This window comes from Streptomyces bluensis, from assembly GCF_014650715.1.
Lineage (GTDB): Bacteria > Actinomycetota > Actinomycetes > Streptomycetales > Streptomycetaceae > Streptomyces > Streptomyces bluensis.
This window is the reverse complement of sequence record NZ_BMVM01000026.1, coordinates 59,229-85,998: the sequence shown is the minus strand read 5'-3', so window position 1 is coordinate 85,998 and position 26,770 is coordinate 59,229. Positions and strand designations below refer to the sequence as shown.

Sequence of the window (26,770 nt, the reverse complement as noted above, 5' to 3'; positions counted from 1 at the left end):
GCGGGTTCCAGCTGTACTACTCGAAGGCCTACGACAAGTGGGTGTTCAACCGGCACACCACGGACACCGACGACACGGATCTCGTTCGCGCGCTGAGCAAGGATGCCGCGCAGCCGGGGGTATGGACCCACCTGACCGGGTCCTATGACGCGGACAGGCAGACGCTGTCGCTGTTCGTGAACGGCCGGCTCCAGCAGTCGGTGCAGGTCACCGCCGCCTGGCGGGCCACTGGCGGCCTGCAGATCGGCAGGCTGCGCTGGCAGGGCGCCTGGAAGGAGAACGCGGCCGGCCTCATCGACGAGGTGCGGACGGTTCAGTCGGCGGTGACGGAGGCCGACGCTGCATCGATGTACGGCGGCGAGTTACCGGAGCGTCTGCAGGAGTTGGCCTCGTTCCCGCTGGACGAGGGCGCCGGTGCGACGCAGGTCAGTGGAGGCATGGGCGCCGGTCCGGTGGCGACGGTCGCCGGGGGCGGCGCCAGGCTCGGTGCCGCAGGCAGAAACGGCACCGGGTTGCGGCTGAACGGGACGTCGGCGTACGCGGCGACGGCGGGTCCGGTGGTGGACACGACGAAGTCGTTCTCGGTGTCGGCGTGGGTGAAGTTGGACGACAAGGACAGGAACCACACGTTCCTGTCGCAGGCGGGGAATCGCGCGAGCGGGTTCCAGCTGTACTACTCGAAGGCCTACGACAAGTGGGTGTTCAACCGGCACACGAAGGACGCCGACGACACGGCGATCGTCCGGTCGATGAGTACGGACGTGGCGCAGACCGGGGTGTGGACGCATCTGGCCGGGGTGTACGACGCGTCGGCGAAGAAGATCCAGCTGTTCGTGAACGGCAAGCCCCAGGCGGCGGCCGACTTCACCACCCCGTGGCGCGCGTCGGGCGGCCTCCAGATCGGCCGGGTGTACTACCAGGGCACCTTCCAGGAGCACTTCGCCGGAACCGTCGACGCCGTACGCGTCTGGGACCGGCCCGTCGTGATCGGCTGCTCCCGTACGTACGCGATCGGGCACCGGGGCGCACCCGAGATCGCCCCGGAGAACACGATCGCCTCCCTGGAGGCGGCGGCCGATCGCGGCGCGGACTGGGTCGAGACCGATGTGCAGTTCACCAAGGACGGCCGGCCCGTCCTCATGCACGACGACACCGTCGACCGGACGACCGACGGCACCGGGCGCGTCGACCAGCTCACCGCCGAGGAAATCTCCAGGCTCACGGTGACGGGCGGTGGGAGCGTTCCCACGCTGGAACAGGCGCTGTCCTCCCTCAAGCCCAGGTCCGCCCGGCTTCTGCTGGAGATCAAGGGGCCACAGACCTCCGCGGCCGTCGACCAAGCCCTCAGGGTGGTCTCCGAGGCCGGTATGACCGATCGGACGCTGCTCCAGTCCTTCGACGAGGACGTGGTGCGGGACGTGGCGGCCTCCACTCACAGGACCGAGGTCGCGCTGCTGCGCTCCACACTCGACGCCGATCCTGTGGCCACGGCCCGTGCGTTGAAGCTCAGCACCTACGCGGTGAAGTTCACCGGCCTTTCCGCCCGCCCCGCAGTGGTCGACCAGTTGAAGGCGGCCGGTGTCGATGTCTTCGTCTGGACGGTCGACAGCGACAGCCAGTGGAAGACCACGGCTTCGTGGGGTGTGGACGGCGTCATCACCAATGGGCCGGAGCGGTTCGTCGCGTGGCGGGACCAGAACTGTGTCGAGAAGTGACGCATCGAAAAGTGACGTGTCGTTGAGGAAGAGGGAATTGGTGAGGAAATTAAGAAGTGCGTCGGGGCGGCGCGGCGTCGTGGCGACGCTGATGGCTCTGGCGCTGCTGGCGGGTGTGGACGCGGGTCCCGCCGCCGCGGATGACGAAGGGCCCGCGTACGACAGATCCGATGTGCTCTGGTACTGGGAGTACGGCGGCCCGGGCGTACGGCGGGCTGCTGAGGCCGTCCTGCTCAGTCCGGATCAGGACGTCGACACGTTCATGAACCAGGATCTGCCAGTCCTGGAGGAACAGGACCTGCGGGTGCAGGTGGCGCAGGTCATGGCCATGGGCGGGCCGGGTGTGCGGGAGGCCGCCAACACCGCTCTGGACGGCGGGGTCGAGGAGCTGCAGAAGTTCCTGGACGAGGGCATCGTCCAGCCCTATGACGACGACCTGCGGGTGCAGGTGGCGCAGATCATGGCCGCGGGCGGGCCGGGGATCAAGGAAGCCGCGAACAAGGCGCTCAACGGTTCCGCTGACGACTGGAAGAAATTCATCGACCAGGGCCAGTACAAGGCTCGGGAGGAGGACAACCGGGTTCAGGTCGCCCAGCTGATGGCGGCGGGCGGCCCGAATGTGAAGAAAGTCGCCAACCAGGTCCTGGACGGCACTCCCGAGGACGTACAGGAGTTCCTCGACGAGGGCTGGCAGGTCGCGGCCGCACGGGACCAGGAGACGCTGACCGTCGCCCAGTTGGCAGCGCTCGCAGACAAGGCGCAGAAGCAGGCCGCCCGGCTGACCGAGGAGGCCAAGGAGGAAGCGGCCAAGGCGGCGAAGGCGACGCAGCGCGCCAAGGAGGCGGCGCAGGTCGCGGCGAAGGAGGCGGAGGAGGCGAAGTCTTCGGCCGGAAAGGCGGCTGCGGCAGCGTCGCGGGCGGCTTCCGCAGCTGACCGGGCGGCTCAGGCGGCGCGTACGGCGGTGTCGTCGGCTGCGGCGGCCAACCGGGCGGCGCGGGTTGCCGCTACGGCGGCCGCGCAGGCGGCGTATGCGGCGAGCCGGGCGGGCAACGCGGCATCCACGGCCAGGTCGGCTGCCGCGGCCACGGCCGCCGATGCCAAGCGGGCTGAGGACGCCAGGGTAGCCGCACAGAACGCGAACGCCGCCGCTGACGGTGCGCGGAAGGCGGCCAAGGCGGCCGAGCAGGCCGGTATCGCCGCGGAGGCGGCGGGGGAGGCGGCCGGGGCGGCGGCCAGCGCTGGGGTCAACGCCGCGGCGGCTGCCTCGGCAGCGGCTGAGGCGGGCCGCTGGGCCGGTGAGGCCGGTGCCAAGTCCACCGAGGCCGAGGTTGCGGCGGCAAGGGCCAGGCGACTGGCCGGCCAGGCCACGCGTGCGGCCAACGCCGCCCAGTCCAACGCCAAACAGGCCGCCACGGCCGCCCGGCAGTCGCGTACGGCCGCCAACGACGCCGCGGATCACGCCGAGGCGGCGGCCAGGGCCGCGAACAAGGCCGCCGACGAAGCGGGCAAGGCGGTGGACGCCGCGAAGGAGTCCAAGGCCGCGGCCGACGCCGCGACCGAGGCCGCGGCCGACGCCCAGAGCGCCGCCGACCAGGCCAAGACGGTGGCGGAGCTGGCGCGTAAGGCGGACGAAGAGCGGCTGATCCAGCAGCAGGAAGAGAACGTCCTGGCGGCGGAGGAGGCCAAGAAGGCCGAGGACGCGCGGGGCGCCGCCGCCCAGTGGGAAGCGGGCCGGATTCAGCAGCTCAATGCCGAGACGCAGAAGTTGTGGGACGAGGCCGTCGCGGCGTCCGATGCGAAGGTCACGGCCGCCAAGGGACGCCAGGTCGCGATCAACCTGCTCCCCGCCGGCGGGACTTGGGCTCGCAGCGCCGCCGAGACCGCCCTGATGGGTACCGACGCCGACGTCGAGGAGTTCGTCCGTGCCGCTCTGACGGTGGCATTGGAGCAGGACGACCGCGCGAGCGTGGCGCACATAGCCAACACCACGGACAAGCCGGCGCAGCGGCAGGCGGCACTGGACGTGCTGGACAAGCCGGTCGCGCAGGTACGGGACTTCCTGCGGACGAAGGCCTATCCGGGCAAGGAACACGACGACCGCGTCACCGTCGCCCAGATCATGGCCGCGGGCGGGCCGGGTGTGAAGGCCGCCGCCAACAAGGCTCTGGACGGTACCGCGGACGACCTGCACCAGTTCCTGGAGGTGGGCCAGTTCAAGGCCCGTGAGGACGACGACCGCGTCGCGGTGGCCCAGGCGCTGGCGAACGGTGGTCCCGAGGTCAGGGCCGCGGCCCAGGCGGTGCTGTCGGGGCCGTCCTCCGGCCTGCGGGAGTTCCTGCAGATCGGTCTGTTCCGGGCGCAGCAGCGCGACGCCAACACCGCCGCCCACGTCGCCGAGGTCGACATCCTTCTCGCGGCGGCCGACCGGTCGGCGGCGCTGGCCCAGAAGGACGCCGCCGAGGCACATCGTGTCGCGGCGGAAGCAGCCAAGGACGCCGCCGAGGCCGTCAAGTGGGCGAACCAGGCGCGGACTTCGGCGGAACAGGCGGCCGAGTACTCCCAGCAGGCCGACAAGTCCGCCGACCAGGCAGCCAAGTCGGCCGCGAAGGCCGCGGAGTCGTCCAAGAAGGCGAACAGCGCCGCGGCGGCGGCCCGCAAGGACGCACAGGCGGCGACCCGTTCCGCGCAACAAGCCGTCAGGTCCGCGAGCCTCGCCTCGAACTACGCCTCCCAGGCCAATGCCGCCGCGTACCAGGCAAGCAACTCTGCCGAGGCCGCGGGCAAGGACGCCGCCGCGGCAGCCAAGGCCTCGACGGAGGCCATGAAGACCGCGGCCGAAAAGCTGCTCGCGGAGTTCAAGGAGCAGGTGCGGAAGGAAGCGGAGGCAGGCGGGGTCAGCAAGCCGCTCTCGGACGAGGAGCTTCGAAAGCTCATCGACAAGCGGTTCCGTGAGTACCGGGACGAGTACATGGAGCAGGGAGACCTGACTCCGGGAACCGTCCTGGTCTGTGCTGGTGACGGAGCCGGTGGAATGGCCTGCACCGAGAGCACCTACTTCGAGCGCCTGGTCGCCTGGTACGTCGGTGCCGAGGAGATCGAGAACTGCCTCCAGACGAAGAAGCTCTCGTGTCTCAAGGGCCTCGCCCTCAGTGCCTTCAAGCTCAAGGCGCTCAAGAGGCTGAAGCCATGCCAGATGAACAGCTTCGTACCGGGCACCCGTGTCCTGATGGCCGACCGGCGGACCAAGCCGATCGAGGACGTTCGCGTCGGCGACCAGGTACTGGCCACCGACCCGCAGTCTGGCGAGACAGCGGCCAAGAGTGTTCAGGCGACCATCACGGGTGAAGGCCAGAAGAACCTCGTCGACATCACGGTCGCGGGCCCCGACGCGGAGTCGACCGGCACACTGATCGCCACCGACAAGCACCCCTTCTGGGTGGCGGGCGCCAAGAACGCCTGGCTCGATGCGGCGGACCTGAAGCCCGGCGACCGGCTGCGGACCGACGAAGGCACCTACGCACAGGTCAACGCCAGCAAGACGTGGACCACGCCCGGGCAGCGTGTTCACAACCTGACGATCGCCGATCTTCACACGTACTATGTGCTGGCGGGCACGACGCCTGTTCTGGCTCACAATTCCAATGAGAAGTGCAACCTGTGGCGTGGTGAGTTCGACGGGCTACCCAAGGGGAAACAGGGGCACGTTCGTGAGATGTCCTCCGTTGCCGAAATGCGGGCCGCGTTCGAGCGATGGACTGCCGACGCCGAAAAGCTGCCGGCGCGGGGGCCGAAGATCCCCGATGTTTACAGGCTTGAGGACGGAACGGTGATCCAGTGGCGAACCGCATCCAGGTCGGGCGGAGAGACAATTGACATCTTTCCTCCCCAGGGCAAGGGAATGAAGGTGCATCTTCCCGATGAATGAGGAAGAGATCTGCCGCGAAATCCTTGAGGAAGGCCTCGACGACTGGGTTCCGGTGGACCGGATGGTCGGCCTTGCGAGGGAACTGTCGGAGCGGTGCGGGGTGAGCCATCGCGACGTCACCGAGAAGGTTCTCGCTCGCTTGTTGCACAGGGGCTTGGTCACGGTGGGCGACTTGGGAGAGAGCGGCTTCGAGGCATGGGCCGGCGACGCGGACGGCGTGGTGCGGAGAGTAGTGCAAGCTCTTGACGAAGTCGCATGGGAACCTGCGGGAGGCGTTTGCTGGCTTGCAAACACATCGGCAGGCGACCGTGAGACCTCAAGCCGTCAGAAAGATTGACGAGTCGCGTACGGGTGCCTCGCTCCGGCTATATGGTGAGGCGCCCGTGTGGGCTTGGGAGCGGAATGCCATCCCAGGCGCATTGATCAACGCCTTCCTGATCAATTCATGAGGTGATTCGATGCGGATGCTCTACCGCGACATCAACGCGAACGAGCTGAGAGGGGCGACGGTTGCGGACCACCTCGTGAACATCGAAGCATTCATCGAGATCGTCGACGGGCGTGAAGTGACCTACTCCGAGCCCGGCTTTCCTGTGGCGGAGTTGGCTCGCGAGCTGGCGCGCTGGCTGCCGCTGGGCGAGTCGCGAGCTCCGGACTTCCACTTCTCCTCGCTCTCCTTCGAGGATCCGGGCGCGGTAGTGATTCTCCGCGGAGAAGCAGGATGGACGGTCGGGTCCATGTTCACGCCGGAAGTGAAAAGTGCTCCCATTTCATGGGACGGGCTTGCCGCCTGCATGGGAGATTTCATCTCGGATGTGCGGCGGGTCCTCAGCACTCAGTCCTCCAGATCCACCCGCACCGTCAGCAGACCCGTCCCCACCAGCCGCACCACCGCGCTGTTGGACCGGGGCAGGGTACGCAGGCGGGCCAGGGCGTCGTCGTCGGGCAGGACATGGGCCGTTCCTTCATGCCACCGTCCCCCGATCCGTACACGCACCCGCGGGTTGGCGCGAATGTTGCGGATGTACTGGGACCTCTCCCCGTGCTCCGAGACCAGCCAGAAGGAGTCGCCGACGCGGCGGCCGCCCACGGGGGTGCGGCGGGGCAGGCCGGAGGTGCGGCCCGTGGTCTCCAGTGCCGTCTGGAACGGGACCCGGCGCATGACCGGGTTGAGGACCCGGCGCTGGAAGGTCGTGACGGCTCGGAGCTTGCGGTCGTCGTTGTGTGGCATCGGCTGCGGGCTCCTGCGGGTTCGGTGGACGTGGGAGGTGGTTCCTGCGCACCTTTGAGCAAGGTGTAGCAGACGGCCGGAGAACGGGACGAGGTGGTGCTCCGGGTTCGGACATGCGCGGGCGGTGCTCGCGCAGGACATACCGCGCTGTGGCCCGGATCGTCCCGGGAAGTAGCTCCTGACTGAGCAGGTGAAGGGCAGCAGTTCCTGACCGAGTGGGTAACCAGCAGGTGTCCCACGGGTACGGGGCGCGCCACGCCGAGCGACACGGAGCTCTTTGCCGCTTCTTTGCGTCTCGCGCAATGCTGGTGGTGTTTCCGGGCCGCCGGGGCCCGGTGTTCATCCATGCTGCGACGGGGGCAGACGCGATGATCGAAACAGTGTTCCGTACCGAGGATTTACCGGTGGCCGACCGGGCCGACGCGTGGCGGGAGAGGTTGTCCCAGGCACACGCGCCCGTGGACCTGATCTGCCGCCCCGACTCCCACTTCAGCGCACACCAGCGCGTCATCCCACTGGGCAGCACGCTCGTATGGCCCTCGGTCAGCGCGTCCTACGTCATCCGGCGGACACCGGAACTCATCCGCAGCTCCGACCCGGAAATGATCCACCTCTCGCTGATCATCAAGGGCACCGTGGGGTTCCGTATGCACGGCCCGGATGCCCTGTACGGCTCGTTCGAGTTCCGTACCCACGACTCCTCCCGCCCGTGGGAGATCATCATGGGCACGCGCGGGGAGCCAGTGCACGCCGTGAGCGTCGACGTGCCCAGGGCACGGCTGCCCCTCGCCTCGGACGAGGTCGACCGGGTGATCGGTCACCGGCTGTCGGGGCGGGAAGGCGTCGGGGCCCTGCTGACCTCCTTCCTCACCACCCTGGCGGACAACACCGGTTCGTACACCGCCGCCGACGCGCCCCGCCTGGAGACGGTCCTGCTCGACCTGCTCGCCGCCGTGTTCGCGAACGCGCTCGACGCCATGGACTCCGTGCCCGCCGAATCCCGAAGACGGACGCTGACCCAGCGCATCCAGGCGTTCATCCGCGAGCACCTGCACGACCCCGACCTGACGCCGGCCACCATCGCCGCCGCGCACCACATCTCGACCAGTTACCTCCACCGGCTGTTCCGCGACCTGGACCGCGAGACCACGGTGTCCGGCTGGATCCGCCACCTTCGTCTGGAGCGCGCCCGCGAGCAGCTCGCCGACCCGGCCCGCAGCGACGTCCCCGTGCATCTCATCGCCGCACGCGCGGGTTTCGAGCACCATCCGGTCTTCACGCGCGCCTTCCGCGCCACCTATGGAGTGTCGCCCCGCGACTACCGCCGCCGCGCCCTGCTCCAAGGGACCGGTCAGCGCCACGGCACCTCTAGGAAGGCCAACAGGGTCTAACGCCCCAGGAAGATCGGGTTCGTGAACGCCGCCAGCGGTCCCGGCAGCGACGTCACCACGGCCTCGTGCCGCAACTCCGCCCGTACGTACGCCGCGTACTCGGCCGTCGTACGCCACTCGACCGTGCCCGCCCCGGACACCGGCAGGGGCTCGCTGGTGTGCAGGACGCCCTGGTCGGTGACGAACCGGACCGTGCAGCGGGGCGCGCCCGTGACCTCCAGACGGACCGTGACCGGGTCGTCGCGGTCCACGTCGAGCCGCTCGCCGATGCCCGCGTGCTCGCCCCGGCCCCCGACCGCGGTGAAGGACAGCGACACCGTGCTCGACTCGGTCACGTACGAGCGCCCCGCCTTCAGACCCTCCAGGACGGCCTCGCGGGTCAGGTCGTCGGCGAGGACGACCGTCTGGGGCCGGCCCACGGGGTCGGGGTCGCGGTGGGCGTCGCTGCTGCCCATGGCCGGGAGCCAGGACCGGCCGTTGTCCGAACGGACCGAGGCGACCAGCATGCCGTCCCAGTCCGCCAACGCCACCTCGTCGTCAGGGCCGTACGCCCCGTTCCACACCTCGATCACGTCGGCCTCACCGAAGCCGAACTTCCAGTTGCAGCCGATGCAGGTGGCGTGCGGGTGGGCGGGGACGACCAGGCCACCGGCGGCGCGGATCTTGCGCGCGTACTTGCCGAAACGGTTGTCCCGGGCCCGGTAGCGCCAGTCGATGAACGTGCCGGGGTCCATGCCGAGCGCCACCACGTGGCCGTTGCGGGTCGTGACCTCCTCGCCCAGCAGGATCAGCAGGTCGTCACCCGCGTGCTCGGCCCAGTGGGCGTGCGCGGAGTGGGTGTTGTGCTCGGAGGTGTTGATGAAGTCGAGGCCCGCGGCACGGGCGAGCGCCGCGATCTCGGCCGGGGTGCGGCGGCCGTCGGAGTGCCAGGAGTGCAGATGGCAGTCGCCGCGGTACCAGGCCCGGCCGCGGCCCTTCGCGCGGGACGGCGGGTACACCGGCTTCACCGTCTTCCCCGGTTCGCCGTACGTGAGGGTGATCGTGATCTCGTACGCCAGGCCCTGCGGTGCCACCGTGTACGGGCCGAGCGCGATGTGCCAGGTGCCGGGGCGGACGGGACCGGGAAGGTAGCCGGGTGTCGCGTCGTCCGCCCGGATGAAGAACTCCGTGCGCGCCCCGCCCGACCAGCCGCGGAAGCCGTTGTCGCCGAGGTCGGTGCCGCGTTCGTCGAAGATGCCGATGTCGAGGGCGTTGCCCACGGTGCCGGGCGGCACGGCGGGCTTCTCGTAGGTGTACGCGACGTGCAGTTCCCGTACCCCGGACGGGACCTCGACGGGCAGGTACACGAAGTCGGGGGAGCCGGTGGGCAGCGTGCCGCGCACCGTCTTCGTCTCGCTGTTGTTCGCCGCCTCGGCGGACGGCCCGTTCGAGAAGCTCACACTCCCCAACGTAAGCGCGGCGGCGGCGCCCGTCACGAACAGGGCGCGTCTGCCCAGGCCGGCACCGTGGTCGTCGTCCTCGCACATGCTGTTGCTCCCAACACGTCTTCGGGTCAGATGGGTGGTGCGGGGGGTGGTTCAGAGGTGGCGCAGGGGTGGCGTCCACAACCTTGCTATTGGGCCGTGAACTGCCGTGCAAGGGAAGGGGAGCGGCACGTTGCAGAGGAGCGGCATGTTGCGCGGAGTCTGGGCTGATCACGGCGACCGTATCCTCGAAGGATGACGACTTCCGCGACCCCAGGGACCGGCCCGACCGAGAACTCCATGCGTCGCGCCCTCAAACGTGCCCGTGACGGCGTCGCTCTCGACGTCACCGAGACGGCCGTCCTCCTCCAGGCCCGCGGCGCGGACCTGGAGGAGCTCGCCGCGTCGGCGGCCCGCGTGCGCGACGCGGGTCTCACGGCGGCGGGCCGTCCCGGCGTCATCACGTACTCGAAGAGCGTCTTCATCCCCCTCACCCGCCTGTGCCGCGACAAGTGCCACTACTGCACCTTCGTCACCGTCCCCGGCAAGCTGCGCCGGGCGGGCCACGGGATGTTCATGTCCCCGGACGAGGTCCTCGACATCGCCCGCAAGGGCGCCGCGCTCGGCTGCAAGGAAGCCCTGATCACCCTCGGGGACAAGCCCGAGGACCGCTGGCCGGAGGCCCGCGAGTGGCTGGACGCGCACGGCTACGACGACACGATCGCCTACGTCCGGGCCATCTCCATCCGCATCCTGGAGGAGACGGGACTGCTCCCGCACCTCAACCCGGGCGTCATGACCTGGACCGACTTCCAGCGGCTCAAGCCGGTGGCCCCCTCCATGGGCATGATGCTGGAGACGACCGCGACCCGTCTGTGGTCCGAGCCCGGCGGCCCCCACCACGGCTCCCCGGACAAGGAACCGGCCGTACGGCTGCGCGTCCTGGAGGACGCCGGCCGCTCCTCCGTCCCCTTCACGTCCGGGATCCTCATCGGGATCGGCGAGACGTACGAGGAGAGGGCCGAGTCCCTCTTCGCGCTGCGGCGCGTCTCCCGCGCCTACCACGGCATCCAGGAACTGATCATCCAGAACTTCCGCGCCAAGCCGGACACCGCGATGCGCGGCATGCCGGACGCGGAGCTGGACGAACTCGTCGCCACGGTCGCGGTGGCCCGGCACATCATGGGCCCGAGCGCCTGCCTCCAGGCGCCGCCGAACCTCGTCGACGACGAGTACGGGCGGCTCATCGGCGCCGGCATCGACGACTGGGGCGGCGTCTCCCCGCTCACCATCGACCATGTGAACCCCGAGCGCCCCTGGCCGCAGATCGAGGAACTCGCCAGGCAGTCTTCGGCGGCGGGCTTCGCACTGAAGGAACGTCTCTGCGTCTACCCGGAGTTCGTGACCCGCGGCGAACCCTGGCTGGACCCCCGGCTCCTGCCGCACGTACGGGCGCTCGCGGACCCGGAGACGGGCCTGGCGCGCCCGGACGCGCCTGTGGAGGGCCGTCCGTGGCAGGAACCCGAGGAGGCGTTCCAGCCCTCGGGCCGTACGGACCTCCACACCACGATCGACACCGAGGGCCGTACGTCCGACCGCCGCGACGACTTCGACGAGGTGTACGGCGACTGGGAGGCCCTGCGCGAGGCGGCCGCCCCCGGCATGGTGCCGCAGCGCATCGACACCGACGTACGCGAGGCCCTGCGCACCGCGGCCGACGACCCGACCCGCCTCACCGACGACGAGGCCCTGGCCCTGCTCCACGCGGACGGCCCCGCGCTGGACGCCCTGTGCCGGGTGGCCGACGACGTACGGAAGTCGGCGGTCGGAGACGACGTCACCTACATCGTCACCCGCAACATCAACTTCACCAACGTCTGCTACACCGGCTGCCGTTTCTGCGCCTTCGCGCAACGCCGAACGGACGCCGACGCCTACACCCTCTCCCTGGACCAGGTCGCGGACCGCGCGCAACAGGCCTGGGACGTGGGCGCGGTCGAGGTGTGCATGCAGGGCGGCATCCACCCGGACCTGCCCGGCACGGCGTACTTCGACATCGCGAAGGCGGTCAAGTCCCGCGTCCCCGGGATGCACGTCCACGCCTTCTCACCCATGGAGGTGGTGAACGGCGCCACCCGCACCGGCATGTCGATCCGCGAGTGGCTGACCGCCGCCAAGGAGGCCGGGCTCGACTCCATCCCCGGCACGGCCGCCGAGATCCTCGACGACGAGGTCAGGTGGGTCCTGACGAAGGGAAAGCTGCCCACCGCGACCTGGATCGAGGTGGTGACGACGGCGCATGAGCTGGGTGTCCGGTCGAGTTCCACGATGATGTACGGCCACGTCGACCAGCCCCGTCACTGGCTCGGCCACCTCCGTACCCTCGCCCGCATCCAGCAACAGACCGGCGGCTTCACGGAGTTCGTGACGCTCCCGTTCATCCACACGAACGCGCCGGTGTACCTGGCGGGCATCGCCCGCCCCGGCCCGACGACCCGCGACAACCGCGCGGTGACGGCGATGGCCCGCCTGCTCCTGCACCCGCACATCCCCAACATCCAGACCAGCTGGGTGAAACTCGGCAGTGAGGGCGCCGCCGAGATGCTCCGCTCCGGCGCCAACGACCTCGGCGGCACGCTGATGGAGGAGACCATCTCCCGTATGGCGGGCTCGTCGTACGGCTCCTACAAGTCGGTCAAGGACCTGATCGCGGTGGCGGACGCGGCGGGCCGCCCGGCGAAGCCCCGCACGACGCTGTACGGAGAGGTCCCGGAGGAACGGCAGCGGGCGGCGGCGGTGTCGGACGGGCACCTGCCGGAGTTGCTGCCGGTGCTGGACTGACGGTGCGGGGGCGCCCTCGTCAGGGCGCCCCCGCACGTACTGGTCGGCTACTCCCCGGCCGTCACTCGGCCGTCACTGTGCTTGTACCGGAAGCGGGCGCCCTCCCTTCCGCCGGAAGATGGACGACCAGCAGGACGACACCGCTCAGCGTGAAGACCCGCGTCGCCGCGTCCAGCCCGTTCCAGTCCGCCGACTGCCACATCACGAACCACTCACCACCGATGCCTATGAACCCGGCACCGAAGAGCAGCATGAGCATCAGCAGCCCGATCGTGGAGAGGCGCCGGGCGCGGTGGTGGTCACGGCGCACCCAGAGGTACGTGGCGAAGACGAGGACGAGTGCGGCGACCGTCTCCCACGCGATGATGGCGACGTACGCCGCGTCCTGAAGCGCCCGCGACTCGATCGCCCGCCACATCAGATCCTCGTCCTTGAACGTCGTGTCCATCGCGAGAACGTGCCGGACGAACGCCTGGTTGGTACCGAAGTCGGTGATGTTGCTGAAGGCGACGAGGCTGATGTAGAGGGCGACCGTCGCGGTGAGGAGGGTCGCGGCGAGAGGGAGGAACGTGGACCGCGAGCTCTGCTGGAAACGATGATTCTGGTCAATGGTCATGGTGGGACTATGTCCCCGTGCGCCACATCAACCCCAAGTGATTTTCCCGGGGTTGTGCCCGACGGCTTCGCGAGTCGATCGAGGAGCGGCTGTCCGGGCGCGCAGGGTGTCGGCAGGTCCTCACTCGTCCGCGACCTGGAGGCCGCGGCGGCGCAGCGCCAGGCGCTCACTGCCCCGTCGCGACCCGCGAGCGCATTGATGTGTTGGACATGTTCCCGTACGGCGCCCTCCTGCCAGGTCCCGCCCACCTCCCCCCAGGTTGGGTGACACTGGTGGCCGGTGGGCCGACGGCCCGGCGGAGCGGGGAGGACACATGGCGCGGGTGCGGCCGTCGAGGCGGCAGCTGATTCAGCAGCGCAGACGGCAGGCCTTCGTCGGGCGTACCGCCGAGCGTGCCGCCTTCCGCGACAACCTCGATCTCGCGCCCGACGCCGAGACCGCACGGTTTCTGTTCCACGTGCACGGCAACGCGGGGGTCGGAAAGACTTTCCTGGTACGGGAGTTGGAGCAGATCGCCCGGGACCGCGGGGCGCTGACGGCGTACGTCGACGAGTCGGTGGGCAGCGTGCCCGAGGTCCTGGAGGCGATCAGCGCCCAGTGCGCGGCGCAAGGACACCGGTTCAAGGAGCTGGACAGGCTGCTGGCCGTACACCGTGAGCGGCGGTACGAGGCCGAGGCAGCGGCCCTTGCCGCCGTACCCGACGCGCAGACGGAGCCCTCGGCGGGCAGTACGGCTGTCGCGCGGGTGGCGACGGCGGCACTGGGATACGTGCCGGTCGTCGGACCGCTGGCCAGTGCCGGTGTGGACCCCGCCCAACTCGCCCGGGGCGTGGACCAGATGCGCACCGGGATCGGCACCCGCTTCCGCAACCAGGAGGACGCCCGGCTGGTCCGGGAGCCCGAGCAGATGCTGACGCCGGTGCTGTTGAGGGAGGTGAGGGAGGCCGCCGTCGATGTTCCCTGGATCGTCCTGTTCCTCGACACCTACGAGCGCACGGGCCCCGTCCTCGACCGCTGGCTGCACGATGTGCTGGCGACCGACCGGTACGGGGACGTCCCCGACAACCTGCTCGTCGTCACCGCAGGCCAGTACCCCCTCGACACGGTGCGCTGGAGTGACGTCGCCGACTTCGTGACCGACGTGCCGCTGGGGCCCTTCACGGAGGCGGAGGCGCGCGGGCTGCTCGCGGACCGGGGGGTGGTGGCCGAGCCGGTCGTGGCGGAGGTGCTCCGGCTCACGGGCGGGCTTCCGGTCCTCGTGTCGACGCTCGCGCAGGCCCGGCCGGCGGAGGTGGACGACATCGGCGATCCGAGCGTGACCGCCGTGGAACGCTTCCTGAAGTGGGAACAGGACCCGGTGCGCCGGGCAGCCGCACTGGCCTGCGCGTTCCCCCGGCACCTGGACGCCGACATCGTCCAGGTCGCCGTGCGGTGCGCGGACGACGAGACGGAGACGTTCTTCGAGTGGCTGCGTGGGCTGCCGTTCGTGAGCGATCGCGGGGACCGGGTGCAGTACCACGACCTCGTACGGGCGCCGATGCTGCGGTTGCAGCGGCACCGGTCCCCGCGCCTGTGGACCGCCCGGCACCGTCGCCTCGCCCAGGCGCTCGGGCAGTGGCGGGCCGAGATCGAGACGGACCTCGGCGGCGAGGAGGCGGCCTGGACGGACGAGTGGTGGCGGCGGCTGCGGCTGGAGGAGTCGTACCACCGGTTGTGCGCCGGATTGCGGACCGCGCGGGCGGACGTCCTGCGGGACTTCGTCGTGGCCTGCGACCAGGGCGAGGACGTGGCCCGGCGGTGGGTGGGGCTCCTGAGGGACGCGGGAGAGGACACGGGGGCACAGGGACTGCTGGACTGGGCGGACGGGCTCGCCGGGGCGCTCGAACGGGGACGCGAGGCCGCCGCACTCGAACTGCTGCTGGAGCAGGCCGGCGAACTGCCCGAGGCACACAGCCCGACCGTCGACTGGATGACCGAAGAACAAGCACGCACGCGCTCCCACGGGCCGGCGGCCCCCGCGGAACGCATCGAGTACGACAGGATCGACCTGGACGACCGCACCCTGGCCCTGGCCCATGTGGCGCGCGGCAAGGCCCTGCGCGGCGCCGGCGCCCACCGGCGGGCCCTCGCGGAGTACGAGCGGGCCCTCACCCTCGCCCCCGACCTCTCCCGCGCCCACCGCGGCAAAGCCCTCGCCCACGCCGACCTGGGCGACTACCGGGCGGCGATCGACGCCCTGGACCGCGCGCTGGAACAGGAACCGGACCACGCGCGGAGCCTGTCCACGCGCGGCGAGTTCCACCGCATCCTGGGGCGGTACGACGAGGCGCTGGCCGACCTCGACAGGGCGATCCGGCTCGACCCGGCCCGGGAGTTCCCCTGGGCCTCCCGCGGCGCGACGTGGCTGCGCCTGGGCGACCTCGACCGCGCGCTCGCGGACCTCGACCGGGCGCTGGAGCTGGAGCCCGACTACGCGTGGGCGCTGGTGCGCAGGGCCCGGGTGCTGCGCGACCTCGGGGAGCCCACGCGGCAGATGGAGGACCTGGACCGGGCCGTCGTCCTGCAACCGGACTGGGCCTGGGGCCTGTGCGAGCGCGGTGACGCCCTCCGCTCCGCCGGGCAGCACCAGGCCGCCCTCGCCGACTACGACCGGGCCCTCGACCTCGACCCCGCCTACGCGTCGGCCTACGCGAGCCGTGCCGTCTCACGGGCCGAGCTGGGCCGCCACGAGGAGGCGCTCGCGGACCTGGACCGGGCCGTGGAACTCAACCCGCACTACGCCTGGGCCCTGGGCCGACGGGCACTCGTCCACCTCGAACTGGGCGATCCGGCCCGCGCGTTGGCCGACGCGGACCGCGCCCTGGCCCTGAGCCCCGACGACCCCTTCGTCCGGGACGTCCACGCCCACACCGTCAGCGAAGCCGGTCGACATACCGGTCCGTCCCCGGCACCGTGGGAATGAACGGCGCCACCAACTCGACCCTCCCGAGGCCCGCTTCGGCCACGGCCGCGTCGAGCCCCGTGAAGTGCTCCTCCCAGCACTCCCGGGGATCGGCCTGAAGGAACCACAGCAGCGTGAGCCGCGTGTCGGCGCCCTCGACCTGCTTGACGTACGCCATGCGGTCGAGGGGGAGCGGGACCGGTCGGAAGAGGGTGACCATGGCGGCCGGGGAGCCCGCGAGCCGCCGGGGCAGGTGGCGGGAGCGCAGCCACTCCAGCAGCTCGGCGCGTTCCGCCGGGCCGTCCGCGTCGATGACCTGCACCACGAGGCCCGCGTACGGGTGGTCGAGGGCGTGGACGTCGCGCGGGCCGGCGGCGCCGTCGCGGTAGACCGTCGCCTCGTGGTCCTGGAAGGCCGTGAAGACGTGGGTGCGGTCCTGGTAGACGCGGGCGTCGCGGTTGAGGCGCTTGTTGATGGCGACCGTCCACTTCATGTGGTCGTCGTAGCGCCCCGCGGTCACCCAGTAGACGGTGATGTAGCAGCCTGCCGTCACCGGCTGGGCCACCGCCGACTTCTCGGGGTAGCGCAGGAGCTGGAGGTCCCGGGTCGCCACCCAGCGGCGGCCCGCGTACATCCAGGGCATGGCCATCGCGCCGGCGTAGTAGTGGTCGTCCTCGTACCAGCGGTTGTAGGCGTACTCGTGGCCCGGATGCGGCTCGACCATGGTGATCAGGGCGTGGCCGGGGTGGACGCCGTACGGGCCGACGGCCGCCAGTTCCGCGTACACCTCGCTGCGGGTCTCCTGGGACATGCTGCTCTCCTTCCGTCCGAAGCCTTCGTCCAATGTCTTCCGTGCGTGGCCGCACCCACCTAATCTGACGGCCCGTCAGGCAATTCGCCAGGGTCCGGAGGCGCGCATGTCACTGCTGGAGGGGAAGACCGTCGTGGTCTCGGGGGTCGGCGCCGGGCTCGGTCACCGGGTCGCTGCGGCCGTCGTACGGGACGGGGGAAACGCCGTGCTCGGCGCGCGTACGGAGGCGCACCTCGCGAAGGCCGCGGCCGAGCTCGATCCGGACGGTGCCCGTACGGCGTACCGCGCGACCGACATCACCGACGAAGCGCAGTGCGAGGCGCTCGCGGGGCTCGCGCGGCAGCGGTTCGGGGGGATCGACGCCGTGGTGCACGTGGCGGCCTGGGACAGCTACTTCGGCGGGGTGGAGGACGCGGACTTCGCCACCTGGCAGTCGGTCGTCGACGTCAACCTGCTGGGGACGCTGCGGATGACGCGGGCCTGTCTGCCGGCGCTGAAGGAACGGGGCGGTTCCGTCGTCATCATCGGGACGCAGTCGTCGGTGGCCGCCCCCTCGCAGGTGCGGCAGGCGGCGTACGCGGCGTCGAAGGGAGCGCTGACCAGCGCCATGTACTCGCTGGCGCGTGAGGTGGGCCCGCATCGGATACGGGTCAACACCGTGCAGCCGGGCTGGATGTGGGGACCGCCCGTGGAGGCGTACGTCCAGTTCACCGCGCACACCGAGGGCGTACCGGAGGCCGAGGTGCTGAAGCGGCTCACTGACCGGATGGCGCTGCCCGACCTGGCTACGGACGGAGATGTCGCGGATGCGGTGGTATTCCTGGCATCCGATCGCGCCCGCGCCATCACGGGGCAGTCGCTGCTGGTCAACGCGGGGGAGCTGATGCGGTAGCCGCGATTCGGCCAGATTCTGCGAGCCGCTTGCGCGTTCATTGATATGAACGCAAGTCAACTCGCAGAACATTTTTGCCCCCTCTTGACCCTACGGGCCGTTGCCGAGGGCGTCCAGCCGATCCCACGATGAGCGGGCGCTGCGCGGCTGTCTTGACATGCACCGGTCTCATTCCCGGGAGGGAGCACATGAACGGTCTCGACTGGGCCGTGCTCATCGGTTACTTCGGAGTGATGGTCGCGATCGGCATCTGGTCGCACAAGCGGGTCGACAACGTCAGCGACTTCTTCACCGCCGGCGGGAAGATGCCCTGGTGGCTGTCCGGCATCTCGCACCACATGTCGGGCTACAGCGCGGTCATGTTCACCGGATACGCGGGCATCGCCTACACCTACGGCGTCACGTCCTTCGTCACCTGGTCCTTCCCCATCGCGCTGGGCATCGCGATCGGGTCGAAGCTGTTCGCGCCGCGCATCAACCGGCTACGTTCCCGGCTGCACGTGGCGTCCCCGCTGGAGTACCTGAAGAACCGTTACAACCTGCCCACACAGCAGGCGCTCGCCTGGTCCGGAATGCTGCTGAAGATCGTCGACGTGGGGGCGAAGTGGGCGGCCATCGCCACCCTGCTGTCCGTCTTCACCGGCATCTCGCTCAACCAGGGCATCCTCATCACCGGCGGCATCACGGCGATCTACTGCACGATCGGCGGCCTGTGGGCGGACGCGCTGACGGAGCTCGGTCAGTTCGTCATCCAGCTTCTCGCGGGCATCGCGATGTTCGTCGCCGTCGTGGCCAAACTCGGCGACTACGGCGGCTTCTTCGGCGTCTGGGACGAGCCCGCGCTGCAGGGGCACGGCAAGCCGCTGGTCGGTCCGTACGGAACGGTCTTCCTGCTCGCCTTCCTCTTCATCAAGCTCTTCGAGTACAACGGCGGCATGCTCAACCAGGCCCAGCGCTACATGGCCACGGCGACCCCGCACGAGGCCGAGCGCTCGGCGCGGCTGTCGGCGATCCTGTGGCTGGTCTGGCCGCTCGTCCTGTTCTTCCCCATGTGGATGTCGCCGCTGCTGGTGGAGTCGCAGAAGCCGGACGGGTCGGACTCGTACGCCCTGATGACCGAACAGCTCATCCCGCACGGCCTGCTGGGCCTGGTCATCGTCGGCTTCTTCTCCCACACGATGGCCATGTGCTCCTCCGACGCCAACGCCATCGCCGCCGTCTTCACACGGGACTGCGCACCCGTGATCTCGGCGAGGGCGCGGGCGTGGAGCCAGCGTTCGGGGCTGATCGCGGCCCGGATCGCGACGGTCGTCTTCCTCGGTCTGTCCATGGCGGCGGCGACCCAGGTCAACTCGCCGACGTTCAAGGACATCATCACGGTCGTGATCAAGTGGGTCGCGGGCCTGATGGGTCCGATGGCCATCCCCATGATGCTCGGGCTGCTCCGCCCGTTCCGCCGCTCGGGTCCCACGGCGGCGCTGACCAGCTGGGCCTGCGGCCTGTTCGCCTTCTGGCTGGTCAACTACCCGATCAGCTGGAACATCGACGGCGGCGTCCCCCTCCAGTACCAGGTGTCCGTCCCGCTGGCCGTGTCCCTCGTCCTGTACATCGTCATCGGCTACCTCAAGCCCGAGGACACGCCGGAACGGCTGGCGATCATCGAGCAGATCAACTCGGACGGGGACGGGACCGCTGCCGCGGCGGTGCCGCCGGAGTCGAAGGACGCGTCGAGTCCGTCGGGTGTGTGAACGGCCTCGTCCTCAAACGCCGGACAGGCTGGTTGTGCCTGGCCGCACATTCCAGCCTCTCCGGCGTTTGAGGAGCGGGGGTCCGGGGGCTGGCCCCCGGAACGGGGTCCGGGGCGGAGCCCCGAAGCCCTGGGGGTCCAGGGGGGCGTAGCCCCCTTGGCGGGGGCGGAGGGGCGGAGCCCCTGGGATGGGACGGGTAGGGGCGGCGGGGGCGATCGAAGTCCAGCGGGGAAAGCGCGGCGGGCAAGACCGGCCGGCAGGCCTCAGCGGAGTTCCTCCGGACACGGCGTCCCCCGCGGGAGCTGATACGGCGCCGCGAGGCGATACGTACCCGGCGCGGGCGCCAGAAGCTCCGTCCACCGGTCGCCGAACGCGTCCTCCTCCGCCTCCGTCAGGCACCCGTTGACGTTGTCGTACGTCTTCGGCACGGCATCGTCCTCCCGCTGCTTCGACTCCGCCGTCTCCTGCGGCGCCTGAAGGCTCTTGCCCTCCGCATCGACCAGACTCAGCCACGGCGAGTACGGAATCCGGATCAGGACCCGCCCCGCCTTCCGCACCCGGAGCGTCATCTCCCCCTGGGCGGCCCGGTCGACGACGGCGTTCGGCTCGGCCAGCTGCGTCGGATCCGTCACCGCGAACAACTGCCAGTTCGCATCGCCCCAGATCTGCTTCAGATACGGCATGCCCCGCTGGACCAGCTCCCGCTCCCGCTCGCCGCCGTCGCCGTCCGGCTCGCCCTTCGGAAGGACGACGTAGTGGACGGCCCACCGCTTCAGCCAGTCGTGATAGTTCGCGGAGTTGAGCGTGTCGTCGTAGAAGAGTGGGTTGCGCTCCATGTCCGCCTGCCGGTTCCAGCCCCGCGCCAGGTTCACATACGGCGCCAGGGCGGAGGCCTCACGGTGCGAACGCGCCGGGACCACCTCCACACGGCCCTTCTCGGCGCCCACCACCTGGAGCTGGTTCACCAGGGGCGCCAGCTCGCGCGCCCACGACGCCGCCGGTGTCGTATGGACGACGTCGTCCACCGTCTTGAAGCCGATCCACGCCGTGAAACCGAGGAAGGCGATCACCGTGGCGTACCACTTCCGGGAACGCGGTACCGCGAAGGGCAGCGCGGCCAGCAGCGCCACACCCGCGAACAGCATCGACAGCCGCGTGATGTTGGAACCGATCTGCGAGCTGATCAGCCAGACGAGGAGCACGGAGAGCGCGTACACCGCCGCCGTGATCCGTACCGTCGTCCAGTCCTTGGGGACCAGGACGTAGACGGACACCGCGAAGACGAAGGGCAGGGCCGCCGATCCGATCGACATCGGCTGCGTGCCCGAGAACGGGAACAGCCAGGCCGACAGCGCCACCACCGCCGCGGGCGCCAGACCCAGCGCCCACGCACCGGGACGGCGTTTCTGCAGGAACAGCGCCACCGCCACCAGCCCCACGAACAGGCCCGCCACGGGCGACGCCATGGTGGCCAGCGCGGCCAGCGGCGCCGCGCACAGGGCCTTCGCCCAGCGCTTGTAGCGCCAGCGGTACGGCCAGCAGAACACGACCGCGGTCGCGCCCAGCGCGAACAACGTGCCCAGCCCGAAGGTGACCCGTCCCGACGCCGCGTTGCACAGCAGCGCGAACACCCCGGCCAGCGCGGGCCACAGGGGCTGCCGCACCGCCCTGCCGCGCATCAGGATCATCGTCAGCAGACCCGCCGAGACCGTCCCGGCGATCATCATCGTCGTACGGACCCCGAGGACCGACATCAGGTACGGGGACACCACGCTGTACGAGACCGGGTGCATGCCGCCGTACCAGGCCAGGTTGTAGGCCGAGTCCGGGTGCCGGCCGACGAACTCCGCCCACGCGTCCTGCGCCGCCAGATCCCCACCGCTGTTCGCGAACGTGAAGAACCAGACGAGGTGGAGGAGGGCGGAGAGGGCCGTGATGAGGGTGACCGGGTGGAGGAGGAAGCGGGACAGACGAGCCGGACGGGTCATGCGGGTCAGGCGGGTCAGGCCGGTCACACCCGCCGGACCGGCTGCCTCGCCGGTGCCGGTGGTCTTCTCACCAGCGGTTCCGCGGGAGGGTGCTGGTATTCGCGGGCCGGTGCCCCGTTCCGGATCGGCGTCGTCGGCGTGTGTCCGCTCCGCTGTCGCCACCTGAACGCACTCCCCGTGTCCCTCTGGACATCTTCCGTTTCTCGTCGGTCTCCGGTCGGTCGCGCGGCCTGCGACCTGCCCGGTCTCGCGACGCTAGCACGCACCCCGCCGGTGGGCGCCCGCTGGAGAACGGGCGGTGCTCCACCGACGGGGTGCGGCCGGCCGCGGAGGCCGTCAGCCCACGCGGGTCAGCTTGCTGCCGAAACCGGGCTCGGCGAGGTCCGACTGGAGCGCCACGGGCACCTCCACGGCATCGCCCTTACCGTCTCCAACGGTGAGCGAACCCACCTTGGTTCCGGCCTTCGCCTCGTTCGGGATGGTCGTACCGCCGTCCGACAGCGCCAGCCTGACGGTCTGCCCGGCCCAGCCCACCGCGTCGACGTCCTTGGTGGCGACGACCGGTGTGCGACCGCCGAGCCCGTCGTCGACGTACCCGACGACATCACCCTTCTTGAGGATCTTGTCGCTGGTCAACGCGTCCTGCGCGGCGACCATCGCCGTCCTGCTGACCGCGTTGACCGTGTCGATGATCGGCGCCGTGTGCTGGCCGAGGATCGCGCCGACGACGGTCACGGTCTCGCCGCCGACCTCCTTGGTGGCCGCGAACAGCAGGTTGCCGCCGGCCTTGGTGGTCGAACCGGTCTTGATGCCGATGGCGTTGTAGTAGGGGACGAGCGTGTTGAAGTTGCGGTGCTCCTTGCCGGAGGGGTCCGTCCAGCTGGGCAGCCTGGTGATGTCCGTCAGGGCCTTGATCTTCACCAGCTCGTTGCCGAGCTTGACCTGGTCCTCGGCCGTGGAGACGGTCGTCTCCTTCAGACCGGACGGGTCGGTGTACGTGGTGTTGGTCATCCCCAGGTCCTTGGCGGCGGCGTTCATCTTCTTGACGAACTCCGCCTCGGAACCGTCCGTGTCCCAACGGGCCAGCAGCCGCGCGATGTTGTTCGCGGACGGGACCATGATGGCCGCTATGGCGTCCTGGAGGGAGAGTTTGTCGCCCTCCTTGACGGTGTCGAGCGTGGACTCGCCGTCGTCGCTGTAGCCGCCCTCCTTCTCGGCGAGCGCGTCGACCGGGACGGACGGACCCTTGGCGCCCGGCTTCAGCGGGTGCTCCTTGAGGACGACGTACGCGGTCATCGCCTTGGCGACCGAACCGATCGGCACGGGCTGCTGCTCACCGAAGCCGTCCATCGTGCCGATGCCGGTCACGTCCATCGCCCCCTGGCCCTCGGCCGGCCACGGCAGGGAGACCTTGTCGCCCTCGAAGCGGTACGTCTGGTCCGCCGTCAGGGCGAGGGTGGGCGTCGGCAGGGGGCGTACGGCCTGTACGACCGCAAAGACGATCACCAGCAGAACGGCCAGCGGGGTCCAGATCTTGACCCGCCGGACGATCGTACGGATCGGGGACGGCGGAGGCGGCGGGGTGTTCGTCAGCTCGGCCAGCAGGTCGAGCGGCGGCTTGGGGGGCAGGGGCTGCTGCGCGGTGCGCTCGGGGCCGATCTGCGGGACGGCGGCGGTGGCGTCCGCGGGAGTGGTCCCCGTCGGCGCGGGGGCCGCCGTGGCGGGTTTCAGGGGCCTCGGCTCGTCGAGCGGCTTGAGAGCCACGAACTTGCTGGTGCGCTCGGACGCCGAGCCGGACTCCGACTCTTCGGACTTCGGCTCGGGTTGGCCGGTGGTCTTGTCGGAGGTCTTGTCGGTGGCCTTGGCAACCGGCTTGCCCGCGGGCGCGTCCTTCGAGCCCTGCGAGTCCGTCGGCTTCGTGTCGCCGCCCAGCTTGAGCATGGTCGTGGGCTGGTCCACGGCGGGCGGGGGTACGGCCTTGAAGACGGCGGTGGGCTGGTCGACCGGGGCTTCGGGCGCGGCCGCCTTGTCCGATCCGCCGTCGGTGTCGGAACCGGAATCGGAACCGGAATCGGAGTCGGGACCGGAATCGGAACCGGAGCCTGACTCGGGTTTGGCCTCGGAGCCCGTGTCGGTGTCGGGGGCGGTGCCGGTGCCGGTGCCGGTGTCGGTGTCCTCGGCCGGGGCGTCCGCCTTGGGGGCCGGCTCGGGGGCCGAGTCGTCCGAGGAAGCGCTCTGGGCGTCCGCCTGGGGCTTGTCGGCCTTGGTGTCGGGCTTGGCCTCGTCGGTCTCGGTCTCGGCCTCTCCGTCCGCCGTACCGGCCGTACCGTCGCCGTCGCCCTCCGCCTCCGCCTCCGCCTCGGACTCGCCCTCGTCCTCGGACTCGCCCTCGTCCTCGGGCCGGGTCTCCGCTTCCGGCTCGGGCTCCGTGGCGTCGTCGGCCTTGCTCTCCGGCCTGCTGTCGTCGTCTCCGGAGTCCCCGGAGCCCCCGGAAGCCCCCGAGTCCCCGGAGCCCGCGTCGGCGCTCTCGGCGCCCTCGGCGGCCTTCGAGCCGGACTCCGACGGGGCGTCCTGCGAAGCCGAGCCCCCCGACGACTCCAGCGCGGGCTCGGCCTCCTCCAGACTCCGGCGCGAGAACACGGCGGTCGCCTGATCCACACCCACCGTCGCGGGAGCGGACGCCCCCGCCACGGAAACCTTCTCCTGGGCCACCGCCAGCCGCGGATCGGCCGAGCCCGGCGCGCTCGTGGCTCCCGACTCCGGAGCCGTGGACCTTCCCCCGGCTTCGCTCGCGCGGGGGGACCCCCATCCCGGCGTCGACCCAGTCGACGACTCGTACCGCTTCGACCTGTCGGGGGACTCGCCCGCCACCGATGCCTCCTCCTGCGCCGTCCCAGTGCCGGAACGAGCGCCTTCCGAACCGTGAACCCCGCCCGGACACTGCCCTGTACCGCTGTCCGAACCATGTACCAGTGTCCTGTGTGCGGGCTTGACTCAAGCCGTAGACGAGAACGACATACCTACTGGTTCCACTACGAACCGGTCACGCACCCTCGACAGACCAATGTGAGAGGGGTCACCCTGTCATTCATCCACGCGGGGAGGCATGGATGGGCAGGAGCCGCAGAACACTTCCGGAGGAGCTTCTGTTGCTGGCACTGGACCCGACCACGGGTACCACTGCACAGCCGCAGTCGCTCGACCTTGGTCTGGCCGGTGCACAGCTAGTGGAGCTGGCGCTGGCCGGACGGATAGCCCCAGACGGGGATCGTATCGCCGTGGTGGCGCCACGGCCGACTGGAGATCCAACTCTGGACTCCGCGTTGGAGCTGTTGCGAAGGCGCGGCGCTCCCGTGCGGGCGGTCCACTGGATTGGCGGACCCCGGCTGGGGCTGCGCCAGACCTATCTCTCGCATCTGGAGCGGTGCGGCATGGTGCATGCCGTGGCGGGCCAGATGTGCGGGGTGCTGCCGACGACGCGCTACCAGGCGACGGACACGGCCATCAGCCGGGAGATCAGGGCCCGGCTGGATTCCGCGATCCGGACCGGCGTGCCGCCGGACCCGCGGACGGCCGCGCTCGCCGCGCTGGCCCATGCGGTCGGTCTCGGCAAGCACCTGTATCCCGGGAACGAGGGGCGGTCCTCCCGCTCCCGCCTCCGGGATCTGATCAGGCACGACCCCATGGGCGGCCTCGTGGCGCACGCCGTGATGGACGTCCAGAACGGTGTGGCGGCGCAGCCGCGCCGTAGCCCGGCGCCGGCCGGCCGCCCGGCGCCCGCCGGGGGCAGGACCGCGCAGGAGCCCGCCGGGGGCGTCCCGATGCAGCCGCGCCGCGGTTCCATGGCGCGTGTCGTGGCCCACTGAGCCACGGGTCCCGGCACCGGCAACAGCGCCGAGGCGAGCAAACACGACGCAGTACCGCACCAACGCAGTACCGCACCGCACGACGACGCAAGTACCGCACCGCCACGCGGTACGTCACGAGTCGTCACATGGGCCTGAGACCCGTTCGGGAGCCGCTGGTTCGCGCGGGGCGTGTGAGGCCGTACGCAGTCCGTCCCGGACGATCCGTCCGGGGGGCCGCCACGGTCCCACCGCCCCGCGCGACCGCATGTCCGGCCGAGTTCGGCCGAGTTCGGCCGGATGTCGCCGCCGGGGGCGTGCCTTCCCGAACTGGCGTGTGTACGGCGCATATCCGGTGTTTCCCAGCGGTAGTAAGCACCTTGGTGGCAATCTGCTCAGCAGCAGATACTCAAAGTGTGAGGCCCGCAGCCGGAGGTGCACGTCCCGTGGCGTCCAATGTGAATCCCACCGTCAGGCGACGCCGCCTGGGCCAGGAGCTGCGTCGGCTCCGCGAGCTCAAGGGCATGACGGCCGAGGAGGTCGCCGAGCGCCTGCTGGTCTCACAGTCTAAGATCAGCCGCCTGGAGAACGGCCGCCGCAGCATCAGCCAGCGCGACGTCCGCGACCTGTGCGGGGTGTACGAGGTCGAGGACCACCGGGTCGTCGACTCGCTGATGCAGATGGCCAAGGACTCCCGCCAGCAGGGCTGGTGGCACGCCTTCGGCGACATCCCCTACAGCGTGTACATCGGTCTGGAGACGGACGCCGCCTCGCTCCGGGTGTACGAGCCCCAGGTCGTCCCCGGCCTGCTCCAGACCCCCGCCTACGCGGAGGCCCTCATCCAGGGCGCCCTGCCGGAGACCCCGACGACCGACGTGGAGAAACGGGTCCAGGTCCGGCTGCGCAGACAGGAACGAATCTCCGCCGACGAGCCCCTGCGCCTGTGGGCGGTGGTCGACGAGGCCGCCCTCCGCCGGGTCGTCGGCAGCCGTCTGATCATGCGTGAGCAGCTGGAGCGGCTTGTCGAACAGTCCCAGCGCCCGCACGTCACCGTCCAGATCCTGCCCTTCGACATGGGCGCGCATCCCGGTCTGAACGGCCAGTACGCGATCCTGGAGTTCCCCGACGCGGCGGATTCGAGCGTGGTCTACATCGAGGGCGTCACCAGCGACCTCTATCTGGAGAAGGCCCACGATGTCCAGAGGTACAGCGTCATGTACGAACACCTCCGCGCCCAGGCCCTGAACGCCGAACAGTCACGTCAGTTCATCGCGGACATCGCGAAGGAATACGCGCGCCACTGAGGCCAACGACGACAAAAGCTCACAACGATACACCTGTGGCGCGCAGCAGTGGAAGATGC

At 70.3% G+C, this 26,770-nt stretch carries 16 protein-coding genes and 1 pseudogene; 11 read left to right on the top strand and 6 right to left on the bottom strand.

What is annotated here, in order from left to right; genetic code table 11:
• The 4 genes and pseudogenes from IE262_RS36440 to IE262_RS40745 form a co-directional block, all read left to right on the top strand.
• Positions 1–1,715 (top strand): glycerophosphodiester phosphodiesterase family protein (locus IE262_RS36440; protein WP_268249649.1); only part of this gene is annotated, 1,715 nt, incomplete at its 5' end.
• Positions 1,716–1,731: 16 nt separating this feature from the next.
• Entirely contained in the window at positions 1,732–5,640 is a 3,909-nt protein-coding gene (locus IE262_RS36435) for a polymorphic toxin-type HINT domain-containing protein (RefSeq protein ID WP_229877866.1), read from the top strand.
• On the top strand, positions 5,633–5,977 hold the full coding sequence (locus tag IE262_RS36430) for a hypothetical protein (protein WP_189879763.1): 345 nt from the start codon (positions 5,633–5,635) through the stop codon (positions 5,975–5,977). The genes IE262_RS36435 and IE262_RS36430 overlap by 8 nt, the downstream gene beginning before the upstream one ends.
• A 121-nt stretch (positions 5,978–6,098) precedes the next feature.
• Positions 6,099–6,458 (top strand): annotated as a pseudogene (locus tag IE262_RS40745) (DUF7878 domain-containing protein); the annotation flags it as partial.
• Between the two features lie 17 nt (positions 6,459–6,475).
• Here IE262_RS40745 and IE262_RS36425 read toward each other — a convergent pair.
• Positions 6,476–6,871 carry a nitroreductase/quinone reductase family protein gene (locus tag IE262_RS36425; protein ID WP_189879761.1) on the bottom strand — a complete coding sequence of 132 codons (396 nt, stop codon included), beginning with the start codon at positions 6,869–6,871 and terminating at the stop codon, positions 6,476–6,478.
• A 368-nt stretch (positions 6,872–7,239) separates the two neighbouring features.
• On the opposite strand from IE262_RS36425, the gene IE262_RS36420 reads away from it, so the two are divergent.
• Positions 7,240–8,262, top strand: a complete 1,023-nt coding sequence (locus tag IE262_RS36420; RefSeq protein ID WP_189879759.1) for an AraC family transcriptional regulator — start codon at positions 7,240–7,242, stop codon at positions 8,260–8,262.
• On the opposite strand, the gene IE262_RS36415 is transcribed toward IE262_RS36420, so the two are convergent.
• Positions 8,259–9,788, bottom strand: a complete 1,530-nt coding sequence (locus tag IE262_RS36415; RefSeq protein WP_189879757.1) for a CehA/McbA family metallohydrolase — start codon at positions 9,786–9,788, stop codon at positions 8,259–8,261. The two genes, IE262_RS36420 and IE262_RS36415, sit on opposite strands and share 4 nt — an antisense overlap.
• A 192-nt stretch (positions 9,789–9,980) precedes the next feature.
• Between IE262_RS36415 and IE262_RS36410 the strand changes: the two genes are divergently transcribed.
• Positions 9,981–12,566 (top strand): bifunctional FO biosynthesis protein CofGH, encoded by a 2,586-nt coding sequence (locus IE262_RS36410; RefSeq protein ID WP_189879755.1) that lies wholly within the window; start codon positions 9,981–9,983, stop codon positions 12,564–12,566.
• 61 nt (positions 12,567–12,627) lie between these two features.
• Here the strand turns inward: IE262_RS36410 and IE262_RS36405 are convergent, their stop codons facing one another.
• Entirely contained in the window at positions 12,628–13,182 is a 555-nt protein-coding gene (locus tag IE262_RS36405; RefSeq protein WP_189879753.1) for a DUF2165 domain-containing protein, read from the bottom strand.
• Positions 13,183–13,495: 313 nt separating this feature from the next.
• On the opposite strand from IE262_RS36405, the gene IE262_RS36400 reads away from it, so the two are divergent.
• Complete coding sequence (locus IE262_RS36400; RefSeq protein WP_189879751.1) at positions 13,496–16,144, top strand: tetratricopeptide repeat protein; 2,649 nt, start codon at positions 13,496–13,498, stop codon at positions 16,142–16,144.
• Here IE262_RS36400 and IE262_RS36395 read toward each other — a convergent pair.
• Complete coding sequence (locus tag IE262_RS36395) at positions 16,095–16,934, bottom strand: hypothetical protein (RefSeq protein WP_189879749.1); 840 nt, start codon at positions 16,932–16,934, stop codon at positions 16,095–16,097. The genes IE262_RS36400 and IE262_RS36395 overlap by 50 nt on opposite strands.
• 106 nt (positions 16,935–17,040) lie before the next feature.
• Here IE262_RS36395 and IE262_RS36390 point away from each other — a divergent pair, with 106 nt between their 5' ends.
• Complete coding sequence (locus IE262_RS36390; RefSeq protein ID WP_134033924.1) at positions 17,041–17,826, top strand: SDR family oxidoreductase; 786 nt, start codon at positions 17,041–17,043, stop codon at positions 17,824–17,826.
• Positions 17,827–18,014: 188 nt separating this feature from the next.
• A complete protein-coding gene (locus tag IE262_RS36385) occupies positions 18,015–19,574 on the top strand; it encodes a sodium:solute symporter family protein (protein ID WP_189879747.1) in 1,560 nt (519 codons plus the stop codon).
• A 263-nt stretch (positions 19,575–19,837) separates the two neighbouring features.
• On the opposite strand, the gene IE262_RS36380 is transcribed toward IE262_RS36385, so the two are convergent.
• On the bottom strand, positions 19,838–21,724 hold the full coding sequence (locus IE262_RS36380; protein ID WP_189879746.1) for a DUF8823 domain-containing protein: 1,887 nt from the start codon (positions 21,722–21,724) through the stop codon (positions 19,838–19,840).
• 174 nt (positions 21,725–21,898) lie between these two features.
• Positions 21,899–24,253, bottom strand: coding sequence for a D-alanyl-D-alanine carboxypeptidase (locus IE262_RS36375; protein ID WP_308432836.1), 2,355 nt, complete (start codon positions 24,251–24,253; stop codon positions 21,899–21,901).
• A 419-nt stretch (positions 24,254–24,672) separates the two neighbouring features.
• On the opposite strand from IE262_RS36375, the gene IE262_RS36370 reads away from it, so the two are divergent.
• Together IE262_RS36370 and IE262_RS36365 are read left to right on the top strand one after the other, a co-directional pair.
• Positions 24,673–25,428, top strand: a complete 756-nt coding sequence (locus tag IE262_RS36370; protein WP_134033936.1) for a GOLPH3/VPS74 family protein — start codon at positions 24,673–24,675, stop codon at positions 25,426–25,428.
• 425 nt (positions 25,429–25,853) lie between these two features.
• Complete coding sequence (locus IE262_RS36365) at positions 25,854–26,711, top strand: helix-turn-helix domain-containing protein (protein WP_134033939.1); 858 nt, start codon at positions 25,854–25,856, stop codon at positions 26,709–26,711.
• The last annotated feature ends 59 nt before the right edge of the window (positions 26,712–26,770 follow it).

Bases quoted from the DNA above. Each gene is read 5' to 3' on its own strand.
- IE262_RS36430 (WP_189879763.1), top strand. From the start codon at position 5,633: ATGAATGAGGAAGAGATCTGCCGCGAAATCCTTGAGGAAGGCCTCGAC.
- IE262_RS36425 (WP_189879761.1), bottom strand. From the start codon at position 6,871: ATGCCACACAACGACGACCGCAAGCTCCGAGCCGTCACGACCTTCCAG.
- IE262_RS36420 (WP_189879759.1), top strand. From the start codon at position 7,240: ATGATCGAAACAGTGTTCCGTACCGAGGATTTACCGGTGGCCGACCGG.
- IE262_RS36415 (WP_189879757.1), bottom strand. From the start codon at position 9,788: ATGTGCGAGGACGACGACCACGGTGCCGGCCTGGGCAGACGCGCCCTG.
- IE262_RS36410 (WP_189879755.1), top strand. From the start codon at position 9,981: ATGACGACTTCCGCGACCCCAGGGACCGGCCCGACCGAGAACTCCATG.
- IE262_RS36405 (WP_189879753.1), bottom strand. From the start codon at position 13,182: ATGACCATTGACCAGAATCATCGTTTCCAGCAGAGCTCGCGGTCCACG.
- IE262_RS36400 (WP_189879751.1), top strand. From the start codon at position 13,496: ATGGCGCGGGTGCGGCCGTCGAGGCGGCAGCTGATTCAGCAGCGCAGA.
- IE262_RS36395 (WP_189879749.1), bottom strand. From the start codon at position 16,934: ATGTCCCAGGAGACCCGCAGCGAGGTGTACGCGGAACTGGCGGCCGTC.
- IE262_RS36390 (WP_134033924.1), top strand. From the start codon at position 17,041: ATGTCACTGCTGGAGGGGAAGACCGTCGTGGTCTCGGGGGTCGGCGCC.
- IE262_RS36385 (WP_189879747.1), top strand. From the start codon at position 18,015: ATGAACGGTCTCGACTGGGCCGTGCTCATCGGTTACTTCGGAGTGATG.
- IE262_RS36370 (WP_134033936.1), top strand. From the start codon at position 24,673: ATGGGCAGGAGCCGCAGAACACTTCCGGAGGAGCTTCTGTTGCTGGCA.